The 20,981-nt window shown below is 71.2% G+C and carries 19 protein-coding genes and 4 tRNA genes; 9 read left to right on the top strand and 14 right to left on the bottom strand.

The window, feature by feature from the left end; translation table 11 throughout:
• Nucleotides 1–26: 26 nt before the first annotated feature.
• Genes B7C62_18520 through B7C62_18510 form a run of 3 tightly spaced genes read right to left on the bottom strand, consistent with a single transcriptional unit; the run spans nt 27 to nt 1,209 of the window.
• Nucleotides 27–407, bottom strand: coding sequence for a CrcB protein (locus tag B7C62_18520; GenBank protein ID ARF74017.1), 381 nt, complete (start codon nt 405–407; stop codon nt 27–29).
• Nucleotides 404–871: a chromosome condensation protein CrcB gene (locus B7C62_18515; GenBank protein ID ARF74016.1), complete on the bottom strand. Its 468-nt coding sequence runs from the start codon at nt 869–871 to the stop codon at nt 404–406. Before B7C62_18515 ends, B7C62_18520 begins: the two co-directional genes overlap by 4 nt.
• Nucleotides 868–1,209, bottom strand: a complete 342-nt coding sequence (locus B7C62_18510) for a hypothetical protein (GenBank protein ID ARF77247.1) — start codon at nt 1,207–1,209, stop codon at nt 868–870. The genes B7C62_18515 and B7C62_18510 overlap by 4 nt, the downstream gene beginning before the upstream one ends.
• A gap of 146 nt (nt 1,210–1,355) precedes the next feature.
• Here B7C62_18510 and B7C62_18505 point away from each other — a divergent pair, with 146 nt between their 5' ends.
• From B7C62_18505 to B7C62_18490, 4 genes are all read left to right on the top strand, one after another.
• Nucleotides 1,356–2,948: a hypothetical protein gene (locus B7C62_18505; GenBank protein ID ARF74015.1), complete on the top strand. Its 1,593-nt coding sequence runs from the start codon at nt 1,356–1,358 to the stop codon at nt 2,946–2,948.
• 80 nt (nt 2,949–3,028) lie between these two features.
• Nucleotides 3,029–3,101: transfer RNA gene (locus B7C62_18500), tRNA-Glu, on the top strand.
• Between the two features lie 38 nt (nt 3,102–3,139).
• Nucleotides 3,140–3,214 (top strand) — tRNA-Asp (locus B7C62_18495).
• A 22-nt stretch (nt 3,215–3,236) separates the two neighbouring features.
• A tRNA-Phe gene (locus tag B7C62_18490) sits at nt 3,237–3,310 on the top strand.
• A 42-nt stretch (nt 3,311–3,352) separates the two neighbouring features.
• On the opposite strand, the gene B7C62_18485 is transcribed toward B7C62_18490, so the two are convergent.
• The 3 genes from B7C62_18485 to B7C62_18475 form a co-directional block, all read right to left on the bottom strand.
• Entirely contained in the window at nt 3,353–4,201 is an 849-nt protein-coding gene (locus B7C62_18485; protein ARF74014.1) for a cytochrome C biogenesis protein CcdA, read from the bottom strand.
• Nucleotides 4,198–5,016, bottom strand: a complete 819-nt coding sequence (locus B7C62_18480; protein ID ARF74013.1) for a disulfide bond formation protein DsbA — start codon at nt 5,014–5,016, stop codon at nt 4,198–4,200. The genes B7C62_18485 and B7C62_18480 overlap by 4 nt, the downstream gene beginning before the upstream one ends.
• Before the next feature lie 68 nt (nt 5,017–5,084).
• On the bottom strand, nt 5,085–5,570 hold the full coding sequence (locus B7C62_18475) for a hypothetical protein (GenBank protein ID ARF74012.1): 486 nt from the start codon (nt 5,568–5,570) through the stop codon (nt 5,085–5,087).
• A gap of 134 nt (nt 5,571–5,704) precedes the next feature.
• Here B7C62_18475 and B7C62_18470 point away from each other — a divergent pair, with 134 nt between their 5' ends.
• The 3 genes from B7C62_18470 to B7C62_18460 all read left to right on the top strand — a co-directional run bounded on the left by B7C62_18470 (nt 5,705) and on the right by B7C62_18460 (nt 10,285).
• Entirely contained in the window at nt 5,705–9,637 is a 3,933-nt protein-coding gene (locus B7C62_18470; GenBank protein ID ARF74011.1) for an ATP-dependent RNA helicase HrpA, read from the top strand.
• 116 nt (nt 9,638–9,753) lie between these two features.
• Nucleotides 9,754–9,828 (top strand) — tRNA-Asp (locus B7C62_18465).
• Between the two features lie 172 nt (nt 9,829–10,000).
• Nucleotides 10,001–10,285, top strand: a complete 285-nt coding sequence (locus B7C62_18460; GenBank protein ID ARF74010.1) for a hypothetical protein — start codon at nt 10,001–10,003, stop codon at nt 10,283–10,285.
• 715 nt (nt 10,286–11,000) lie between these two features.
• Here B7C62_18460 and B7C62_18455 read toward each other — a convergent pair.
• Both B7C62_18455 and B7C62_18450 read right to left on the bottom strand, forming a co-directional pair.
• Nucleotides 11,001–11,207, bottom strand: a complete 207-nt coding sequence (locus tag B7C62_18455) for a MerR family DNA-binding transcriptional regulator (protein ARF74009.1) — start codon at nt 11,205–11,207, stop codon at nt 11,001–11,003.
• A 735-nt stretch (nt 11,208–11,942) separates the two neighbouring features.
• Nucleotides 11,943–12,806 carry a hypothetical protein gene (locus B7C62_18450; protein ID ARF77246.1) on the bottom strand — a complete coding sequence of 288 codons (864 nt, stop codon included), beginning with the start codon at nt 12,804–12,806 and terminating at the stop codon, nt 11,943–11,945.
• Nucleotides 12,807–12,981: 175 nt separating this feature from the next.
• On the opposite strand from B7C62_18450, the gene B7C62_18445 reads away from it, so the two are divergent.
• Both B7C62_18445 and B7C62_18440 read left to right on the top strand, forming a co-directional pair.
• Nucleotides 12,982–14,073, top strand: coding sequence for a valine dehydrogenase (locus tag B7C62_18445; GenBank protein ARF74008.1), 1,092 nt, complete (start codon nt 12,982–12,984; stop codon nt 14,071–14,073).
• A 279-nt stretch (nt 14,074–14,352) separates the two neighbouring features.
• Complete coding sequence (locus B7C62_18440) at nt 14,353–14,610, top strand: hypothetical protein (GenBank protein ARF74007.1); 258 nt, start codon at nt 14,353–14,355, stop codon at nt 14,608–14,610.
• 152 nt (nt 14,611–14,762) lie between these two features.
• On the opposite strand, the gene B7C62_18435 is transcribed toward B7C62_18440, so the two are convergent.
• The 6 genes from B7C62_18435 to B7C62_18410 form a co-directional block, all read right to left on the bottom strand.
• Nucleotides 14,763–15,836 carry a phosphoribosylformylglycinamidine cyclo-ligase gene (locus tag B7C62_18435; protein ARF74006.1) on the bottom strand — a complete coding sequence of 358 codons (1,074 nt, stop codon included), beginning with the start codon at nt 15,834–15,836 and terminating at the stop codon, nt 14,763–14,765.
• 60 nt (nt 15,837–15,896) lie between these two features.
• Nucleotides 15,897–17,423: an amidophosphoribosyltransferase gene (locus B7C62_18430; GenBank protein ID ARF74005.1), complete on the bottom strand. Its 1,527-nt coding sequence runs from the start codon at nt 17,421–17,423 to the stop codon at nt 15,897–15,899.
• A 363-nt stretch (nt 17,424–17,786) separates the two neighbouring features.
• Entirely contained in the window at nt 17,787–18,647 is an 861-nt protein-coding gene (locus tag B7C62_18425) for an META domain-containing protein (GenBank protein ID ARF77245.1), read from the bottom strand.
• A gap of 71 nt (nt 18,648–18,718) precedes the next feature.
• Nucleotides 18,719–19,516 (bottom strand): hypothetical protein, encoded by a 798-nt coding sequence (locus tag B7C62_18420; protein ID ARF74004.1) that lies wholly within the window; start codon nt 19,514–19,516, stop codon nt 18,719–18,721.
• A gap of 10 nt (nt 19,517–19,526) precedes the next feature.
• Complete coding sequence (locus tag B7C62_18415) at nt 19,527–20,408, bottom strand: peptidase M23 (GenBank protein ARF74003.1); 882 nt, start codon at nt 20,406–20,408, stop codon at nt 19,527–19,529.
• Nucleotides 20,409–20,437: 29 nt separating this feature from the next.
• On the bottom strand, nt 20,438–20,956 hold the full coding sequence (locus B7C62_18410; protein ID ARF74002.1) for an ArsR family transcriptional regulator: 519 nt from the start codon (nt 20,954–20,956) through the stop codon (nt 20,438–20,440).
• Nucleotides 20,957–20,981: the final 25 nt, after the last annotated feature.

Genomic DNA, 20,981 nt, shown 5'->3' with positions numbered 1-20,981 from the left:
CCCCGTCGCCCCGCCCCCGGCCCCGCCTACCCCCCGAACCCGCCCGCCAGCTCCGCCCCCAGGAACACCGCCCCCAGCCCCACCAGCAGGGACGCCAGGACGTTGGCGGTGGCCAGGAAGGCGCGGCCAGTCTCGGCCAGGCGCAGGGTCTCGTACGAGAACGTCGAGTACGTCGTCAGCGCCCCGCACAGCCCCGTGGCCAGCAGGGCGTGCGCCGGGGCGGAGACCGCCGCCCCCGTCAGCACCCCGAGCAGCAGACTGCCCGCCGCGTTGGCCGTGAAGGTGCCCCAGGGGAAGACGTACGCCACCCCGGGGCCCTGGTGCGCCTGCACCGCCCGGTCCGTCAGATAGCGCAGCGGCGCGCCGACCGCCCCGCCGATCACCACCAGCAGCCAGTGCCCGTTCACGCGGCCCGCCCCTCGTCCCGTACGGGACCGTCCAGCAGCCGCCGCGTCACCACCGCGCCCGCCCACACCGCGGCCAGCGCCGCCACGACCGTGGCCACCATGTACGCCACCGCCGCCACCAGTTCCTGACGCACCAGCAGGCCCGAGACATCGGCCGCGTACGTCGAGAAGGTCGTGAACCCGCCGAGCACGCCGACCCCGAGGAACGGGCGCACCAGCGGGTGGGTCACCCGGCCGCGCTCCACGGTCAGCACCATCAGGACGCCGATGAGGGCGCAGCCGCTCACGTTGACGACGAACACCGTCCACGGGAAGCCGCCCCCGGGCGTCGGCCAGAGCACCAGGGCCCCGTACCGGGCGACGGCGCCCAGCGCCCCGCCCGCCGCGACCGCGCCCAGCACCCGGGCCTGCGGGGCGGTGGGCGGTCCCGGTTCCGGGAGCTCGTCCGGTGCCTGCTCGCTCACCCGTAGCCCAGGGCGTGCAGCCGCTCGTCGTCGATGCCGAAGTGGTGGGCGATCTCGTGCACGACGGTGATCTCGGTCTCGGCCACGACGTCCTCGTGGGTCTCGCACATCCGCAGCGTCGGGCCCCGGTAGATGGTGATCCGGTCCGGCAGCACCCCGGCGTACCACTCGCCCCGGTCGGTCAGCGGGGTGCCCTCGTAGAGCCCGAGCAGGTCGGGGTCGCCGGGCTCCGGTTCGTCCTCGACGAAGACCGCCACGTTGTCCATCAGCCGCATCAGCTCCGGCGGAATCCGGTCGAGTGCCTCGCTCACCAGCTCTTCGAACTGCTCCCGCGTCATCTCCAGCACCCCGCCATTGTCACGTACCGGGGCCCGGTACGGGCAGGTGGCGGCCGGTCCTCCTCCACCGCGCGCCCACCACCGCCTGATCCACTTCCCGCCCGCCTCCCCGCATGGGCGGGGCCGTACCGGGGCATACGCGCCCAATGGTCCGCGCCCCGTTCCGTGCCGCAGCCGACCGCGTCCGGCACCTTCTCAGCCCGTCCGCCCGCCCGAAGTCCCCGTCGCGCAAGCCCGTCCCCGGCGACCTGGCGGAATCCGGCCGTCCCCGGCCGTTCGTCCGCGCCCTCTCCATGCTCGGCGTCGTCGTGGTCGGGGCCTGGCTCGGGCTGCTCGCCGTGGGGTCCATCCGTACGCCGGTCGGCCCCATGGACACCAACATGACCCTGCGCCCCTCCCTCACCGGCGGCAGCAAGATCAACGTGTCCCCGCTCGGCGCCCTGGAACTCGACTCGCACATCGCCCCGCTCCGCCTCGACGTGGACGTGGACCGCCTCGACCCCGCACGCTCCCAGGCCCTGGTGGACCAGCCGGAACGGTTCTCCGGGCTCCAGGACGAGGTCACCCGGGATGTCGCCGCCGGTACCCGGGAGCTGGCCGTACGTTCCTGTGTCGCCGTGATCTCCGGGGCGACCGCGCTCGGCCTCGTCGTCTACCGCCGCCCGCGCCGCGCCCTGGCCGCAGGCGGGCTCGCGCTCACCCTGCTGGCCGCGTCGGGCGTCAGCGCGTACGCCACCTGGAACCCGAAGTCCGTGCTGGAGCCCAAGTTCTCCGGGCTGCTCTCCAGCGCCCCGTCCCTGGTCGGCGACGCGCGCTCGATCGTCACCGAGTTCGACATCTACCAGCAGGAGCTGGCCCGCCTGGTCACCAACGTCACCCGGCTGTACGACGCCACCTCCACGCTCCCCGTCTACCAGCCGGACCCCGGCACCATCCGCGCCCTGCACGTCTCCGACATCCATCTGAACCCGGCGGCCTGGCACATCATCGCCTCGCTCGTCGAGCAGTACGAGATCGACGTGATCATCGACTCCGGCGACACGATGGACCATGGCTCCGCCGCCGAGAACGGCTTCCTCGACCCGATCCGCGACCTCGGCGCCCCGTACGTCTGGGTGCGCGGGAACCACGACTCAAAGGTCACGCAGGCGTACCTGGAGAAGTTCGGCAACGTACGCGTCCTCGACAACGGCCGGGCCGTGAACGTGGCCGGGCTCCGGATCGCCGGGACCGGGGACGCCTCGTTCACCCCGGACCGCACCCGGCCGGTCGGCGGGAAGGCGGCCGCCGAGCTGGAGGGGATGCGGCTGGCCTCCGCCCTGCGCGACCAGGAGCAGGCGGGCACCCCGGTCGACATCGCCGTCGCCCACGACCCGGCCACCGCCCGCCAGACCGACGGCACGGTCCCGCTGGTCCTCGCGGGCCACCTCCACAACCGGGTCAACGAACAGCTGAAGGGCGGTACGCGGCTGAAGGTGGAGGGCTCCACGGGCGGCGGCGGGCTGCGCGCGGTGCAGAACGAGAAGCCGGAGAAGGTGCGCGCCTCGGTGCTCTACCTGGACCGCTCGACCCGCCGTCTCCAGGCGTGGGACGAGATCACGCTCGGCGGTCTCGGACTGACGACGGCCGAGGTCAGCCGCCATCTTCCGGAGGAGAACCTGGAGAAGGACGCCCCCGCCTCCCCCTCCCCCACGCCGTCTCCGACCGGCTCTCCGGTGCGGCCCGCCCCCTCGCCGTAAACCGTTTTGGCGATAGCTCCACCCATCCCATATGCTTCTCACGTCCCCGACGCGCTGCAAAGCGAACCGGCGGGCCAATAGCCCTCATCGTCTAGTGGCCCAGGACGCCGCCCTTTCAAGGCGGTAGCACGGGTTCGAATCCCGTTGGGGGCACGTTTCACCGTGTGCGAGACTTGTTTCGCACATTGCTTGGTCCTGTGGAGCAGTTTGGAGTGCTCGCCACCCTGTCAAGGTGGAGGCCGCGGGTTCAAATCCCGTCAGGACCGCTTGCAGCCCCAGCGGCTGCGTGGCTGGGTAGCTCAGTTGGTACGAGCGATCGCCTGAAAAGCGATAGGTCGCCGGTTCGATCCCGGCCCCAGCCACTTCTCGAAGGCCCCGTCCGGTGGACGGGGCCTTCGCCGTTCTCACCCCTTCCCGGCCTCCTCGACCGCCGGCTCGCGCCGCCGCCAGGCCCGTACGCCGAGAACCAGCAGCACCACCAGCACCACGGCTCCCAGCAGCACCGCGTCCGACACCCGCTCGCCCAGGCCCTGCGCCCACTGCTCCACCGCGAACGAGGCGTCGACCCCGAGGAGGCCGGGGAGCGCGGTCGTTCCGTCGTACACGAGGAACAGCGCGCCCAGGCCGATGAAGAACAGGCCCGACAGCAGCGAGGTGGTGTGCAGCCGGAACCGGCCGAGCTCGACGGTCCGGCCGCGCAGCCAGGTGCGGCGGCCCAGGTCGAAGCGTTCCCAGAGCAGGGCGAGGACGAAGAGGGGGACGGCCATGCCCAGCGCGTAGACCGCCAGCAGCAGGCCCCCGTAGACCGGGCTGCCGCTGACCGCCGCCACGGTCAGGACGCTGCCGAGGATCGGGCCCGCGCAGAAGCCCGCGAGGCCGTAGACCGCGCCCAGGGCGTAGACGGAGAAGGCGGTGGTGGGGCGGATGCGGCCGCTGATCTCCGCGAGCCGCTTCGACGCGAAGCCGAGGCCGACGATCTGCGCGGCCCCGAGCCCGATGATCAGCCAGCCCGCACCCGTGACCAGGGCGTCCCGGTGGCCGTAGAAGAACCTCCCCGCGTACGAGCCCGCCGCCCCGAGCGGTACGAGGGTGGTGGCGAGCCCGGCGTAGAAGATGCCGGTACGGGCGAGCAGGCGGGAGGTGGAGTCGATGGAGTACGCGAAGAAGGCCGGGAGCAGCAGCGCGCTGCACGGGCTGACCAGGGCCAGCAGTCCGCCCAGGAAGGCCGCGAAGTAGCCGATGTCCGCCGTCACTTGGCGGCGTCCTGGGAGCCCGTGGAGTTGGCGGCGTCCTCGGAGCCCTCGGTGGTTTCCGGCCCAGCCGCGGTCCTCGCCTGCTCCGCCGCCGCCTCGATGGCCCGCGTGAACGTCTCCTTCGGCTGCGCTCCCGCGATCGGGCGGCCGTTGATCAGGAACGACGGGGTGGACGTGGCGCCGATCCCGTACGCCTGCTCCTGGTCCTTCGCGACGGCCGCGCGGGCGGCCTCGCCGTCCAGGTCCTTCATGAAGCGGGCCAGGTCCTTGACCCCGGACTCCTGCGCGAGCGCCTTGACCCGGTCCTTGGAGAACCCCTTCTCCTTCGCTCCCTCGGCGTAGGCCGCCGCGTGGAACTCCCAGAAGCGGCCCTGCTGCCCGGCCGCCCAGGACCCGCGCGCCGCGTTCTCGGACTCCTCGCCGAAGATCGGGAAGTTCCGCCACTCGATGCGCAGAGTGCCGTCCTCGACGTACTCCTCGATCAGTTCGGGCTCGGTGTCGCGGGCGAACTTGCCGCAGTAACCGCACTTGAAGTCGGCGTACTCGATCAGCACGACCGGGGCGTCCGTGCGGCCGACGGCCAGCTTGTCGCCCGCGTCGCGGCGGGCCAGCTTCGCCAGCTCCGGGTAGACGCCCGCCTGCGGATCGGCGGAGACCTCGGCGGCGGGGCTGGTGGTGGAGGTGTCGGTGGCGGAGTTGCCGGGGGCGGTGGCCTTGTAGGAGGCGAAGCCGAGGAGGGCTGCGGCGGTGACGATCACGGCGCCGTAGACGAGGGGCTTCTTCGAACCGGACGTGGACTTCTTGGGCGTGGGCATGCGGAACTCCGTGCTGGTGGTGCGGAACGTGAGCGGGAGAGAAAGGTGCGGGTCAGGCGGGTGCCGGCCTACACCCTCAGCACGGAGAGCTCGACAGGGGTAGGGGTGGCGGGGACCGGGGCCCGGACCCGTATCCCCGGCGGCGGCTCGGCCTGAAGGGCGCCCGTCGCGGCGGGCAGCCCCCATGGCGCGAGGCCGGGGGCCTGGTCGTACGCGGTACGGGCCCGGGTCGGGACGGCGGGCTCGCTGTCATGGTCGCCGGGCCGCCCGCAGCCGGGGACCGGGGCGTCCGCGTCGAGGGCCTCCACGACGGGGGCCGGAGCGGCTGCTCCCACGGCGGACTCCGCGACAGGGGCCGGAGCGACCTCCGTGACCGTCGCCGTCACGGCTTCCCCCACCGCGAACGCGACGCCCTCGGAGGCTGACGCGTCAGCATAAGAAGGAACCGGATGAGAAAGAGCCGCATAAGAAGAAGCCGCGCCCACCGGTCCGCCCAGCAGCCCCATGACGATCGCGAGCAGCGCCGTCAGACAGCACCACTGCGTACGGGACACGGGACCGGGCCTTTCTCACCTGCGCTCGCACGGGGCCGAGCGTTCGACTGCCCGAAATGGTACGTGGCACGTGACGCGGTCCGCCCGAAATGGGGTCGCCACTCCTCACGCCCGGGTGAGATCCTGGGAGCCGTATGTCTACTTCCTTTGCCGATCTCCAGTCCCAGCTCGGACAGCTCTCGCTCCGTGACGCGAACCGGCTCGGCCGGCGCCTCGAAGGCGCGCGCCGCATCCGCAAGCCCGAGGCCCGCCAGTCCGTGCTGGACGAGATCGCGGCCGAGGCGGGCAAGGCGGCCGACCGGCTCGCGTCGCGCGCGGCCCGGCTGCCCGCCCTGTCGTATCCGGAAGAGCTGCCGGTCAGCCAGAAGAAGGACGAGATCCTGGAGGCGATACGCGACCACCAGGTCGTGATCGTCGCCGGGGAGACCGGGTCCGGGAAGACCACGCAGATCCCCAAGATCTGTATGGAGCTGGGGCGCGGGGTCCGGGGCATGATCGGGCACACCCAGCCCCGCCGGATCGCGGCGCGTACGGTCGCGGAGCGGGTCGCGGACGAGCTGAAGACTCCGCTCGGCGAGACCGTCGGCTGGAAGGTCCGCTTCACCGACCAGGTGAACCCGGAGTCGACGTATCTGAAGCTGATGACGGACGGCATCCTGCTCGCCGAGATCCAGACGGACCGCGAGTTGCTGGCGTACGACACGATCATCATCGACGAGGCCCACGAGCGGTCGCTGAACATCGACTTCCTGCTCGGCTATCTGGCCCGGCTGCTGCCGCGCCGCCCCGATCTGAAGGTCGTCATCACCTCCGCGACGATCGATCCGGAGCGGTTCGCCCGCCACTTCGGGGACGCGCCGATCGTGGAGGTCAGCGGGCGGACGTACCCGGTGGAGGTCCGCTACCGGCCTCTCCTCGAAGAGGACAGCGAGGACTCCGACCGCGACCAGATCACCGCGATCTGCGACGCCGTCGACGAGCTGAGCCACGAGGCCCCCGGTGACGTCCTCGTCTTCCTCTCCGGTGAGCGCGAGATCCGGGACACGGCGGACGCGCTGAACAAGCGGAACCTCAGACACACCGAGGTGCTCCCCCTCTACGCGCGCCTCTCGCACGCCGAGCAGCACCGCGTGTTCCAGCGCCACACGGGACGCCGCATCGTCCTCGCGACGAACGTGGCCGAGACCTCGCTGACCGTCCCCGGCATCAAGTACGTGATCGACCCGGGCAACGCCCGGATCTCCCGCTACAGCCACCGCACCAAGGTCCAGCGGCTGCCGATCGAGCGGATCTCCCAGGCCAGCGCCAACCAGCGCAAGGGCCGCTGCGGCCGTACGTCGGACGGCATCTGCATCCGGCTCTACTCGGAGGACGACTTCGTCACCCGGCCGGAGTTCACCGACCCGGAGATCCTGCGGACCAACCTGGCCTCCGTCATCCTCCAGATGACCGCCGCCGGGCTCGGCGACATCGAGAAGTTCCCGTTCATCGATCCGCCGGACCACCGCAACATCCGCGACGGTGTGCAGCTGCTCCAGGAACTGGGGGCGCTCGACCCGGGCGAGAAGGACCCGAAAAAGAGGCTCACGCCCCTCGGCCGCAAGCTCTCCCAGCTGCCCGTCGACCCGCGCCTGGCCCGGATGGTCATCGAGGCCGACAAGAACGGCTGCGCCCGCGAGGTCATGGTCATCGCCGCCGCCCTCTCCATCCAGGACCCGCGCGAGCGGCCCTCGGAGAAGCAGACGCAGGCCGACCAGCAGCACGCCCGGTTCAAGGACGAGACGTCCGACTTCCTGGCGTACCTGAACCTGTGGCGTTACGTCCGCGAGCAGCAGAAGGAGCGTGGCTCGTCCTCGTTCCGCCGGATGTGCAAGCAGGAGTATCTGAACTTCCTGCGCATCCGCGAATGGCAGGACATCTACGCGCAGCTGCGGACGGTCGCCAAGCAGATGGGCATCACCGTCGAAGAGCCCAAGGGCGACGCGTCGATCCCCGAGCAGGCGGTGCACGTCTCGCTGCTCTCCGGGCTGCTGTCGCACATCGGGCTGAAGGACACCGAGAAGAACGAGTACCTGGGCGCGCGCAGCGCCAAGTTCGCGATCTTCCCCGGGTCGGCGCTCTTCAAGAAGCAGCCCCGGTTCGTGATGTCGGCGGAGCTGGTGGAGACCTCCCGGCTCTGGGCGCGGGTCAACGCCAGGGTCGAGCCCGAGTGGATCGAGCCGCTGGCCCAGCACCTGCTGAAGCGCACGTACAGCGAGCCGCACTGGGAGAAGGACCAGGCCGCGGTGATGGCGTACGAACGGGTCACGCTCTACGGGGTGCCGATCATCGCCCAGCGCAAGATCAATTTCGGCCGTATCGACCAGGAAGCCTCGCGGGACCTGTTCATCCGCAACGCCCTGGTCGAGGGCGACTGGCGCACCCACCACCAGTTCTTCCACGACAACCGCAAACTCCTGGGCGAGGTCGAGGAGTTGGAGCACCGCGCCCGGCGCCGCGACATCCTCGTGGACGACGAGACGCTCTTCGACTTCTACGATCAGCGGATTCCCGAGCACATCGTCTCCGGGGCGCACTTCGACTCGTGGTGGAAGCACAAGAAGCGCGAGGAGCCGGACGCGCTCGACTTCGAGCGCTCCATGCTGATCAACGAGAAGGCCGGGGCCGTCACCAAGGACGACTATCCGGACTCCTGGCGGCAGGGGAAGCTCAAGTTCAAGGTGACGTACCAGTTCGAGCCCGGCGCGGACGCGGACGGCGTGACCGTCCACATCCCGCTCCAGGTGCTGAACCAGGTCACCTCCGAGGGCTTCGACTGGCAGATCCCGGGGCTGCGCGAGGAGGTCGTCACCGAGCTGATCCGCTCGCTGCCGAAGCCGGTCCGCCGGCACTACGTCCCCGCACCGAACTACGCGGACAAGTTCCTCGACCGGGCGGTCCCGCTCCAGGAGCCGCTGCCGGTCACCCTGGCCCGGGAGCTCCAGCGGATGGTCGGGGTGCCGGTCACCGCCGACGACTTCGACCTCTCCCGGGTCCCGGACCACCTGAAGATCACGTTCCGGATCGTCGACGAGCGGCGCCGCAAGGTCGCCGAGGACAAGGACCTGGAGGCGCTGAAGCTCCGGCTGCGCCCGAAGGCCCGCCAGGCGCTCTCCAAGGCCGCCGCGGCGACCGCGGGGCCCTCCGGCGAGTCCATCGAGCGTTCGGGCCTCACGGACTGGACGATCGGCACGCTGAACCAGGTCTTCGAGACGCGTCGGGCCGGGCAGCCGGTGAAGGCGTACCCGGCCCTCGTCGACCAGGGCGACACCGTCGCCGTACGCCTCTTCGACACCGCGGCCGAGCAGCAGCAGGCCATGTGGCGCGGCACGCGGCGGCTGATCCTGCTGAACATCCCGGTGAACCCGGCGAAGTTCGCCTCCGACCGGCTCACCAACCAGCAGAAGCTGGCCCTGTCCCGCAATCCGCACGGCTCGGTGCAGGCCCTCTTCGAGGACTGCGCCACCGCCGCCGCCGACCGGCTGATCGCCGCGCACGGGGGCCCGGCGTGGGACGAGAAGGCGTTCCGGACGCTGTACGACAAGGTCCGCGCCGATCTGGTGGATCTGACCGTCCGCACGATCGACCAGGTGCAGCAGGTGCTGGCCGCCTGGCAGGCGTGCGAGCGGCGGCTGAAGGCGACCACCAGCCCGACGCTGCTCGCCAACGTCACCGACGTACGGGAGCAGCTGGCCCGTCTCGTACCGCCCGGTTTTGTTACGGCGACGGGGCTGCGCCGGCTGCCCGACCTGATGCGCTACCTGGTCGCGGCCGACCGGCGGCTCCAGCAGATGCCGACGGCCGTGCAGCGGGACACCACGCGGATGGCGAAGGTCCACGAGATGCAGGACGAGTACGCGTGGCTGCTCGAACAGCTCCCGCAGGGGCGGCCGGTGCCGCAGGAGGTGCTGGACGTCCGCTGGATGATCGAGGAGCTGCGGGTCAGCTACTTCGCGCACGCCCTGGGCACCGCGTTCCCCGTCTCGGACAAGCGGATCGTGAAGGCGATCGACGCCCTCGCACCCTGAGGGCAGGCGCGGTGAGGCGGTGACGGTGTCACCACCAGGAGTGAAGTCGACCTGGACCTCCCACCTCCTGTACAGTCTGGTTTCGCAGCAAGCCGCAAGGCAAGCGGCGAAAACCTGGTCCTGTGGAGCAGTTTGGAGTGCTCGCCACCCTGTCAAGGTGGAGGCCGCGGGTTCAAATCCCGTCAGGACCGCAGTGGAAGAAAGCCCGGATCATTTCGATCCGGGCTTTCTCGCGTCCTGACAGCTCCTCGCACCCTTGACGGCTCCTCGCGCCGCCGGTACCCCGTAGAGCAGAGGCTGTCCCTGTTTCCCTCGGCGCTTCCTACGGCGGGGGACGGCCGGGCTCACCGGGAGGTGGCTCGTATGTCCGCGTCCACAGCACGACACGAGACCCGCGCACTGCTCCGTGCCCATCTGGCGGCCGCTTCCGGCTTCGGGCACCTCACCCGTCACTGCCCGATCTGCCACCGGCTGCTGCGCCTCGCCATGGAGCCCGGGGAATCCGGGGAGTCCAGGGAGTCCGGGGAGAGCGACAGGGACGCCGGAAGCCCGGCAGCCCCCTCTCGTCGCGCCGGAAGCCCGGCCGGGCCCCCCTCCGCCGCCGCTCCGCCGGACGGGGGCGAGGACGAAAGACCCGCCGCGACATGACCATCGGCCGGATGACTCCGCGTCCACGCAGTGGCAGGCTCGTAGTTGGCAAGCATCAGGCGGTGTGACGGGTGTCACCGAAAGAGTTTTCAGACCGGGGTACTTTACGCCTCGCCTACAACTGGCGAATTTAATATGTGCAATTGCACTCGGGTGAACGCTCTCCCGGACCGTTCCGTCCGGGGCTGTCCCACCGAGTCCGGGACGGTCACCCACACTCCCGCACAGACCCGCTCAAGGACCCACGAACGGCGCCGGGACGGACTGCGGGCGCTTCGGGGAAGAGATACGGAAGCCGACCGACCACCCGGTTACGGGGCGCCCCTTACCGACCCGGCCGGAGGGAAGCGGGAAGCACGCCCCCGGAGGGCCCAGGGGCGCCCAGGGGGCCCGGAGGGTGTACGAACGGGCTTACGGGGCACGCGAAGCCCCCGGAGGGGCGATCCGGGCCCGGAGGGGCGATCCCGGCCGGAGAGGCGGTGCCGACCGAGGGGAGGCCGTACCGGCCCCGCCCGGCCCCGGGCACAAAAAGATCGCGCTGGACCCGGCGGAGTCCAGCGCGATCAAAGACGACGCACCCGATACACAGGTATGACGCCCGTTGGGGCAGGCGTCCGTCGAAGTGGAGCTATGGGTGGGCGGCCTGGGGTTGGGGGACCCGGCGGCTGCCCGGTTGTGATGCTGTGCTGCTGTTGCGCTGCGGGGCAGGGGTGTGTCAGGCCTCGCTGCGCTGCTGCGGAATACCCGCAAGCAGTGCGCGGACCTCTGCCTCGCGGTACCGGCGGTGTCCACCGAGCGTGCGGATGGACGTGAGCTTGCCAGCCTTGGCCCAACGGGTGACCGTCTTCGGGTCCACGCGGAACATCGTGGCAACCTCAGCCGGGGTCAGCAGCGGCTCGGCATCAGGGGTGCGAGCGGTCATGAGCGGCCTCCTCGGGAGAACCGAACCTTCTCGGTTCTTTCCTCTAAATTCTGCACCTTGACCCGCGTTGCCCGAAATGGCGGACGCGGGCCGAGTCGGTTATAGGACGAACGGCTTGTCCTCGGCACTACAACTACACCATCCGTCCAGCCGCGTCGGCCAAACCGATGGAATTGCCCTCCCAGGTGTTCATCAGCGACGGAAAGCCGATGGACCATGCCATAGCGGACAGTCACACCACCGTGACGATCAGTCACAGAGCGATCAGGAGTCGTCAGACCCCCCATAGAGTGCAATGCTGAGCTAATCCGCCCTTACTCGGACGGAAGGAGCCCTCCCCGGACTCCTTGTCCTATTTTGGCACGAGGAGTAGGGATGGGCGCAAGGGACCCGTTAGTGCTATCCATCACGCTTGAGGCAAAGGCCCGGTTCGGGACGTAGGTCCTGGGTCGGGCGGCGTACTCTTCCGCCCCACCCACCACACGCGTCACACGGGACACGGGTTCACGGCCCGTCAGTTCCCTTCACGGTCTCCGCCCAGGCGATCCGGCCGACTCCCTCGCCGGGCTCGCGCTCCTCCTCCTTCCCGCCCGATCGGCCTTCCGGTCCGTCCTGGATGAAGGATGCCCCGGTTCCGTCACGTTGATGCCGCTGTGGGTCTTTTCACGTCAATTGGTGAGCAGGGCGGGCGGGGTGGGCCGGACGGGCGGTGAACAGGGCGCGCGACGGGGCCGGTCAGTTGGTGAACCGGCGGTCGCGGACCGCCCGCCAGCGCTCCGCGAGCCGCGCGTACGCCTCACCGGCTCCCTCGCCGTCACCGTTCCCCAGCGCGGCGAGCCCCTCCGCCACATCCGCCGCCGACCGGTCCCCGGCGAGCTGCTCGGCGGGGAGCGCGTGCACCAGGCCCCCGTAGTCCAGCTCCACGAGCGAGTGCGGATGGAACTCCTCCAGCCAGCGCCCCACATCGACCAGGCCCTCGGTCAGCGGGCCGTCGGCGACGTTCTCGCGCAGCGTCCGCAGCGCCCGGGCCAGCCGACGCCGGGCCTCCACCATCGGCGTCCGGTAGCGCAGCACCGCACACCGCCCCTCGCCGTCGGCCGCCACGTACTCCCGCTCCTCGTCGCGGAAGAGGACGAACCAGCGCACCGGGACCTGCCACACCGTCGTACGGATCCACGGCCGCGCGTCCGGGTTCCGGCGCCGCCAGCGCTCGTGGTCGGCCCGCGCCTGGCCCCGCACCACCTCGGGCAGCAGGGCGTCCAGCACGTTGGCCGGAAACATTCCCCCCTGCGCCCCGGACCCCTCCAGCTCCTCCAGCGCGAGCCACCCCCGCAGCCGGGTCCGCCACGGACAGACGCACACCACCCCGTACAGCTCCGCCACGAACGCGTCACCGCTCTCGTGCACGGGCACCCCGACCGGCGGCGTCGGCAGCAGGTCGGCCAGCGAGCGGCGCAGTTCGTCCTGGGCCGTGGGCAGCTCCGGGCGCTCGGCGTACCGGGCCCAGTGACTGCGCTCGGGCTCCGCGAAGGCGGCGAGCGGCTCGTACACCCGGAGGTAGGACGTGTAAGGGACGAGCACTGAAGACACCACCGACATGCAGCGCATCGTGCCACGCCCGTACACCCCCAGGGGGTGATCCTCCGCAGGGGGGCAGATACGCGCCGCCCGAGGACTTACGCTCTTGCCCATCGGACCCGTCGTGCCGGCTGGTCCGTGGCCCTCCCCACCCTTAGGAGGGTCTTCCGCCGCTTCGTACTTGGGAGTCACCACAGTGACCGATGTGACCAGCGCGCACGTTGATGTACTGCACACCCTGTTCCACTCGGACCAGGGTGGCCACGAGCAAGTCGTCATCTGCCAGGACCGTGCCACCGGCCTCAAGGCCGTCATCGCCCTCCACTCCACCGCCCTCGGCCCCGGCCTCGGCGGCACCCGCTTCTACCCGTACGCCACCGAGGCCGAGGCCGTCGCCGACGCGCTGAACCTGTCCCGCGGGATGTCGTACAAGAACGCCCTCGCCGGGCTCGACCACGGCGGCGGCAAGGCCGTCATCATCGGCGACCCCGAGAAGATCAAGACCGAGGAACTCCTCCTGGCCTACGGCCGGTTCGTCGCCTCGCTCGGCGGCCGGTACGTCACGGCCTGCGATGTCGGCACCTACGTCGCCGACATGGACGTCGTGGCCCGGGAGTGCCGCTGGACCACCGGCCGCTCCCCCGAGAACGGCGGCGCGGGCGACTCCTCCGTGCTCACCGCCTTCGGTGTCTTCCAGGGCATGCGGGCCTCGGCCCAGCACCTGTGGGGCGACCCGACGCTGCGCGGCCGCAAGGTCGGCGTCGCCGGGGTCGGCAAGGTGGGCCACCACCTGGTCGAGCACCTGCTCTCCGACGGGGCCGAGGTCGTGATCACCGACGTCCGCGAGGAGTCGGTGCGCCGCATCACCGATCTGCACCCCGAGGTCACCGTGGTCGCGGACACCGAGGCGCTCATCCGCACCGAGGGCCTCGACATCTACGCGCCCTGCGCGCTCGGCGGCGCCCTGAACGACGAGACCGTCCCGGTGCTCACGGCGAAGGTGGTGTGCGGCGCGGCCAACAACCAGCTGGCCCACCCGGGCGTCGAGAAGGACCTGGCCGACCGGTCGGTTCTCTACGCCCCCGACTACGTGGTCAACGCGGGCGGGGTGATCCAGGTCGCCGACGAGCTGCACGGCTTCGACTTCGAGCGGTGCAAGGCCAAGGCGGCGAAGATCTTCGACACCACGCTGGAAATATTCGCACGTGCGAAGACGGATGGGATTCCGCCCGCCGCGGCGGCCGACCGGATCGCCGAGCAGCGGATGGCGGAGGCACGCAGCCGCTGACGCGGAAGGGGCGGCGCGCCGACCGGCGGGAGACAAGACTCACGCCGGTCGGCGGGTCGTGCGCCCAGAAGAGGTTAAAATCGCAGTTGACCAGCGGGGACGGGGCTCCTCACTGGTCCTGCACCGGGCGCAGGACACGGGCGGCGTACCGTATGGCCACGGAAGCAGGTACCGTTAAAGCCCTACGGGCACGGTCTCTCTGTCGAGAGCCCGTCCTGAAACATGAACGCGTGTCAAGACTCTGGGGCCGTCGAGCCCCGTCACCGAGGGGGTCGAGCCATGGGGCGCGGCCGGGCAAAGGCCAAGCAGACCAAGGTCGCCCGCCAGCTGAAGTACAGCAGCGGCGGGACGGACCTGTCGCGTCTGGCCAATGAGCTGGGCGCATCGCCTTCGAGTCAGCCACCGAACGCCGAGCCGTTCGAGGACGACGACGAGGAAGATGACCCGTACGCACAGTACGCGGATCGCTACAACAAGGACGATGACGAGGATCAGGACGATCAGTCCGGTCCGTCGTCACAGCGCCGCGGCGCTTGACCTCGCGCTGACACATCAACCCGGTCCGGGCCTGCCCCGGGCCGGGTTCTGTGTGTCCCGACCCGTATCCCGGCCCATGTCCCGGCCGGTGCCGGTGCCTCCGTGGTGCGCCGGGCGGGGAGCCCCGCGCACCACGGCGTACGTCGTACGGTTCAGCGTGCGTAGCTGCCGGTCAGCTCGGCGCCCGTGGCGTGGTCACCGCGCTCGGTGATCTCCCCGGCGACCCAGGAGTCGACCCCGCGGTCGGCCAGCGTCGTCAGCGCGGCGTCCACCGAGTCGGCCGGGACGATCGCGATCATGCCGACGCCCATGTTCAGCGTCTTCTCCAGCTCCAGCTGCTCCACGTTCCCGGCCTTGCCGACCAGGTCGAAGACCGCGCCCGGCGTCCAGGTGGAGCGGTCCACGGTGGCGTGCAGCCCGTCCGGGATGACCCGGGCCAGGTTGTTGGCCAGACCGCCGCCGGTGACGTGGCTGAAGCCGTGCACCTCGGTCGTCCGGGTGAGCGCCAGGCAGTCCAGCGAGTAGATCCGGGTCGGCTCCAGGAGCTCCTCGCCGAGCGTCCGGCCGAACTCCTCGATCTCGCGGTCCAGCGTCCAGCCGGCCCGGTCGAAGACCACGTGGCGGACCAGTGAGTACCCGTTCGAGTGAAGACCGGAGGACGCCATCGCGATGACCGCGTCACCTGTGCGGATACGGTCCGGGCCCAGCAGCCGGTCGGCCTCGACCACGCCCGTACCGGCTCCGGCGACGTCGAAGTCGTCCGGGCCCAGCAGACCGGGGTGCTCGGCCGTCTCGCCGCCGACCAGGGCGCAGCCCGCGAGGACGCAGCCCTCGGCGATGCCCTTCACGATCGCCGCGACACGCTCGGGGTGCACCTTGCCGACGCAGATGTAGTCGGTCATGAAGAGCGGCTCGGCCCCGCAGACGACGAGGTCGTCCACGACCATGCCGACGAGGTCGTGGCCGATGGTGTCGTACACGCCCATCTGACGCGCCAGGTCCACCTTGGTCCCGACACCGTCGGTGGCCGAGGCGAGGAGCGGACGCTCGTACCGCTTGAGCGCCGAGGCGTCGAAGAGGCCGGCGAAGCCGCCGAGCCCGCCGAGGCCCGCGACCTCGGGGCGCTGGGTCTTCTTCACCCACTCCTTCATCAGCTCGACGGCGCGGTCACCGGCTTCGATGTCGACGCCGGCGGCCGCGTAGGAAGCACCTGTTGTCTCAGACATGGCCTGGGATCTTTCGTGTGGAGATACGGGGCTGGTGGGAGGGGCGGCGGCCCGTCCGGGTCACGGACGGCGCAGCGCGTCGGCCGCAGCGGTGGCCGCGGGCCCTGCCGCCAGCTCGGTCTCCAGCAGCTGCTTCCCGAGCAGCTCCGGGTCCGGGAGCTCCATCGGGTACTCACCGTCGAAGCAGGCGCGGCACAGGTTGGGCTTGTCGATCGTGGTCGCCTCGATCATGGAGTCGATCGAGATGTACGCGAGGGAGTCCGCCCCCATCGAGGTGCGGATCTCGTCCACGGTCATGCCGTTGGCGATCAGCTCGGCGCGGGTGGCGAAGTCGATCCCGAAGAAGCAGGGCCACTTCACCGGCGGCGAGGAGATCCGGATGTGGATCTCGGCGGCCCCGGCCTCGCGGAGCATCCGGACCAGCGCGCGCTGGGTGTTGCCGCGGACGATCGAGTCGTCCACGACCACCAGGCGCTTGCCCTTGATGACTTCCTTCAGCGGGTTCAGCTTGAGCCGGATACCGAGCTGGCGGATGGTCTGCGAGGGCTGGATGAAGGTCCGGCCGACATAGGCGTTCTTCACCAGTCCGGCGCCGAACGGGATGCCGCTGGCCTCCGCGTACCCGATCGCGGCGGGGGTGCCGGATTCCGGGGTCGCTATGACCAGATCCGCCTCGACGGGCGCCTCTTCGGCCAGCTTGCGGCCCATCTCCACCCGGGAGAGGTACACGTTCCGGCCGGCGATGTCGGTGTCCGGACGGGCCAGGTAGACGTACTCGAAGACACAGCCCTTGGGCTTCGCTTCTGCGAATCGAGAGGTGCGCAGACCGTTCTCGTCGATGGCGATGAGCTCGCCCGGCTCGATCTCGCGTACATAGCTGGCGCCGCAGATGTCGAGTGCGGCGGACTCCGACGCGACCACCCAGCCGCGCTCCAGGCGGCCGAGGACCAGCGGGCGGATGCCCTGCGGGTCACGGGCGGCGTAGAGGGTGTGCTCGTCCATGAAGACGAGCGAGAACGCGCCCTTGACGTCGGGGAGCACCTTGGCGGCGGCTTCCTCGATGGTCAGCGGCTTGTCGTTCTCGTCGCGCTGTCCGGCGAGCAGCGCGGTCACCAGGTCGGTGTCGTTGGTCGCGGCGACCTGGGTCGCCCGGCCGTCCTTGCGGGGGAGGTCGGCGACCATCTCCGCGAGCTGGGCCGTGTTGACCAGGTTCCCGTTGTGGCCGAGGGCGATCGAGCCGTGCGCGGTGGCACGGAACGTCGGCTGCGCGTTCTCCCACACCGAGGCACCGGTGGTGGAGTAGCGGGCATGACCGACCGCGATATGGCCCTGGAGGGAACCCAGAGACGTTTCGTCGAAGACCTGCGAGACCAGTCCCATGTCCTTGAAGACCAGGATCTGGGACCCGTTGCTCACTGCGATGCCCGCGGATTCCTGTCCGCGGTGCTGCAGGGCATACAGTCCGAAATAGGTGAGCTTGGCGACCTCTTCACCCGGAGCCCAGACACCGAAGACGCCACAAGCGTCCTGGGGGCCTTTCTCTCCGGGGAGCAGGTCGTGGTTGAGTCGTCCATCACCACGGGGCACGGCACCGAGTGTAGGCGAGATCGACCACTGGTCCGAATTGGGGACCGGTCGGCGAAGCCGGTACGGAACACGGGGAACGGCTCCGCCCGCCGCGCCGGGCAGGCGCCGGGCGGGTGATTCGCGGGACTTCGGCCGGTCACGGTGGGTGACCGCGAGGCAGGCGGTACGGGGCCCGGGGGACGGACGCGGGGCTCACTGCCGGGCCGGGAGGCCGGTTACCAGCCAGTAGGGCCGAGGGTCTCCGGCCGGGCGGCGGCCGACGGCCGTGGCGCTCGGTGAACCCGCCCCGAACCCGCCGCGGCCGTCGGCCGAACGCTCGTTTCGTGGTGAGCCTCACACCGGTGTCCACGCCGGGAAGGGGGTTCACCCCTGTTCCCGGGTGCCCTCGCCCTCCTCCGGTGCGACGGTGGCGGCGATGCCCCTGCCGTCGTCCGCGGTGATGGTGAGCGTACGGCCCTTGACCGTGTACGTCGCCGGGCCGTCCAGGACCGCGAGGACCGCGCGCTCCGTCTCCATCTCCGCGTCCGGGCACAGCTTCTTGGTACCGGCCGGCGGGCCGAAGGTGATCGCGGAGCCCTTGACCTCGGCGGTGCCCCGGTAGGAGTTGCAGCCGTAGTTGCCCTGGACCGTGCCGTCCTCGCCGAAGGTCAGGTGGGGCGCCCGGTCCTCCGGCAGATCGGCGGGGACGGAGGTCGCGCTCTCGCCGTCGAGCAGGGTGTCCACCGCCCACCGGGTGCCGACCAGGTCGGCGGCCTTCTCCTCGCTGAGCGCGAGGGTGTCGTCGCCCTCGGTGGTGAGGGTGAGCTTCTCGCCGGAGAGCTTCGCGGTGAGCTCGGAGCCGAGCGCGGCGACGGCGGCCTTCTCGAACGCGTCGACGCTCTCCCCGCACGCCATCTCCGTGTGCGCCTGCTCGCTCAGGGTGATCCGGTCGCCGTCCACCTCGGCCTTGGCGCCGATGTGGTTGCAGCCGAAGTAGGCCGTGGCCCGGCCCTTGCGGTCGATCTCCAGCCGGGAGCCCTCGGGGGCCGCGGTCCTCTTCCCGTCGACGGTCAGGGAGTCGACGCTCCACGCCACCCCCGTGACGGGCACATCGCTCCGCGCGGTGTCGCCGCCACCACCGCCCCCGGAACCGGAACCCGGGCCGGAACCCGCGTCCGTACCGCAGGCGGCGAGGGTGAGGAGGGCCAGGACGCTGACGCCGGTAGCCATACGTTGTGTGCGCATGGCGATCTGACGGAACGGGGCCCCGATCCGGTTCCGTACGTTCCGCCGCGCCTGCTCCGTACGGGGGCGGCTCACCCCATCAGCGGCAGCAGCTCCGCCAGGTCGGCGCGCTCGCCGCTCGCGCTGACCTCGGCGTCCGCCAGGGCCCGCGCCCACTCCGTACGCCCGGTGGCGAGCCGGACCCAGGTCAGCGCGCCGGTCTCCACGACGTTGGGCGGGGTGCCCCGGGTGTGCTTGGGGCCGCCGATGCACTGGACCACCGCGAACGGCGGGACGCGCACCTCGACCGAACCGCCGGGCGCCCGGTCGGCGAGGGTGTCCGCCAGCAGCCGGGTGCAGGCGGCCAGCGCCTGGCGGTCGTACGGGATCTCCAGGCCGAGCGCCGCGTTCAGGTCGTCCGTGTGGGCGACGAGTTCGACGGTCCGGGTGACCAGGTAGTCGGCCAGCCGCATGGAGCCGACCCGGGTGGTCAGCAGCCGGTCCCCCGTGCCGGAGGCCGGCACGTCCGCGAGGAAGGCCGCCTCCACCTCCCCGTACAGCGCGGGGAGGTCGGGGCGCCCGGCGGACGGGGGCGGGGCCGTGGTGTCCCTGACGGCCGCGGCGACGGCCGGTGCCCACTCCAGGAGGGTGGTCGCGGGCTTGGGTCCGGGCGGCTCCGGCAGGGCAAGGTCCCGGCTGACCGCGCCGAGCCCCAGCGCGATGTGCGCGACCAGCTCGCGGACCGTCCAGTCACCGAGCCGGGTCGGCCGGGCGAGCTGCTCGGGCGTCAACCCGGCGACGGCGTCGCGGACATGGGCGAACTGGGCGAGGACCGCCGTCCGGGTCCTGAGGTGGTCGTAGGCGCGCGGGCGCTTCTTGGCCGGGGGCATGGGGCCGAGGTTAGCCCGCCCCACTGACATCGGTGCCCGGTCGAGCCGATGCGGCCCGCTCCCCGACGGTGAACGTCTCGCCGCCTCCGGGGACTCCGACGCCCCGCCAGGTGAACGGGATGCCCCGGGCGGTGTGGAGGTCCGGGTGGTCCATCAGCTGGAAGTGGAGGTGCGGTTCGGTGGTGTTGCCGGAGTTGCCCACCTGCCCGATCTCCTGCCCGGCCCGGACCCTGTCCCCGGCCCTCACCTTCAGGGAGCCGCGCCGAACGTGGGCGTAGGCCGCGTATGTACCGCCGCCGAGGTCGAGGATCACGTGGTTGCCGAAGATGCGGTGCGCGCCGAGGGTCATGCGGACGTTGCCCTCGATGAGCATCAGGTAGGCGAGGGCGGGCAGCGAGTTGCGGCTCAGGTGGTCACGCTGTCCGTCGCTCACCCGGACGACCGTGGCGTCCGCCACCGCGAGCAGCGGGGCGCCGAAGGCCGGGAAGCGGTCGTTGCGGCGGACGACCGGCCAGACCCAGCGGAACGGGGGGCGGGCGGATGGCCCGCCGTCCTCGCCCTCCGGTTCGGCCAGGATGTCGATCGCGTACGTCTGCCCGTGGACGTGCGTCCCATGGCTCGGCGTCTTCTCCGCCGGGCTGTTCAGCGCGGTCCAGCGGCCGGTCACCGGCGGCTCGACCGCCACCGGGTCCCTCGGCTCGCCCCGCGGCGCGGCGGCCCTGCCCTGGAGGACGAACACCGCCAGCAGGAGGGCCGAGACGACCCCCGCGGGCAGCAGCGTGGTCGCCCACCCCGGTCCGGGCAGGTCGACGAAGAACGCGGCGGCGACCAGCGCGAGCAGCACCACCCAGGAGATCCGGTGGGCCCTCTCCACTGCTGTGCGGACGGACATGCTCGCTCTCCCCTGATGCTCCGTTGCTTCTACGGTGTCGCCGCCGCCAGCACCACCAGCAGCGGCACCACCCGGGCGGCCGGCACCTCGTACCGGCCGCGGCCGGTGGTGTGCAGCCAGCCCGCGCCGGTCAGCTGGCGCAGGTGGTGGTAGATCTGGCCGGTGGTGCCGACCGCGTCGAGTGCGGCCAGCTCGGCGGCGGTACGACGGCCGCCGAGGATCTCGCGGAGCAGGCGCAGCCGTACCGGGTGGCCCAGCGCGGCGAGCGAATCCGCCGACGCCGACGCGTCGTCCACGCCCTCCCCATCGAGGAGGGCGCCGGTGAGGGCGCCGTACTGCCACTCGTACTGCTCGCCGGTGGGCAGCCGGACCGCGCCCGTGAAGAGCACGCCCCCGTCGGCGGCGGCCTCTCCGACGTCGGCGAGCTGCTGTTTCAGCCCGTTCAGCGCCCAGAAGTCGCCGTCGCCCAGGCGGGGGGCCTCGCGGTCCCGCCGCTCCAGCGCCGTGAGCCGCCTCTCCAGCTCGGCGACCCGCTGTTCCAGCTCCATGACAGCGAACTTACGTAATGACGTA

It is taken from the genome of Kitasatospora albolonga, from assembly GCA_002082585.1.
In the GTDB taxonomy this organism is placed as follows: domain Bacteria; phylum Actinomycetota; class Actinomycetes; order Streptomycetales; family Streptomycetaceae; genus Streptomyces; species Streptomyces stephensoniae.
The sequence above is the reverse complement of the archived record's forward strand: the minus strand, read 5'-3'. Positions and strand labels throughout refer to the sequence as shown.

Bases quoted from the DNA above. Each gene is read 5' to 3' on its own strand.
- B7C62_18470 (ARF74011.1), top strand. From the start codon at position 5,705: ATGTCTACTTCCTTTGCCGATCTCCAGTCCCAGCTCGGACAGCTCTCG.
- B7C62_18425 (ARF77245.1), bottom strand. From the start codon at position 18,647: ATGCGCACACAACGTATGGCTACCGGCGTCAGCGTCCTGGCCCTCCTC.
- B7C62_18415 (ARF74003.1), bottom strand. From the start codon at position 20,408: ATGTCCGTCCGCACAGCAGTGGAGAGGGCCCACCGGATCTCCTGGGTG.
- B7C62_18455 (ARF74009.1), bottom strand. From the start codon at position 11,207: ATGACCGCTCGCACCCCTGATGCCGAGCCGCTGCTGACCCCGGCTGAG.
- B7C62_18440 (ARF74007.1), top strand. From the start codon at position 14,353: ATGGGGCGCGGCCGGGCAAAGGCCAAGCAGACCAAGGTCGCCCGCCAG.
- B7C62_18420 (ARF74004.1), bottom strand. From the start codon at position 19,516: ATGCCCCCGGCCAAGAAGCGCCCGCGCGCCTACGACCACCTCAGGACC.
- B7C62_18450 (ARF77246.1), bottom strand. From the start codon at position 12,806: ATGTCGGTGGTGTCTTCAGTGCTCGTCCCTTACACGTCCTACCTCCGG.
- B7C62_18435 (ARF74006.1), bottom strand. From the start codon at position 15,836: ATGTCTGAGACAACAGGTGCTTCCTACGCGGCCGCCGGCGTCGACATC.
- B7C62_18410 (ARF74002.1), bottom strand. From the start codon at position 20,956: ATGGAGCTGGAACAGCGGGTCGCCGAGCTGGAGAGGCGGCTCACGGCG.
- B7C62_18510 (ARF77247.1), bottom strand. From the start codon at position 1,209: ATGACGCGGGAGCAGTTCGAAGAGCTGGTGAGCGAGGCACTCGACCGG.
- B7C62_18505 (ARF74015.1), top strand. From the start codon at position 1,356: ATGGTCCGCGCCCCGTTCCGTGCCGCAGCCGACCGCGTCCGGCACCTT.
- B7C62_18460 (ARF74010.1), top strand. From the start codon at position 10,001: ATGTCCGCGTCCACAGCACGACACGAGACCCGCGCACTGCTCCGTGCC.
- B7C62_18480 (ARF74013.1), bottom strand. From the start codon at position 5,016: ATGCCCACGCCCAAGAAGTCCACGTCCGGTTCGAAGAAGCCCCTCGTC.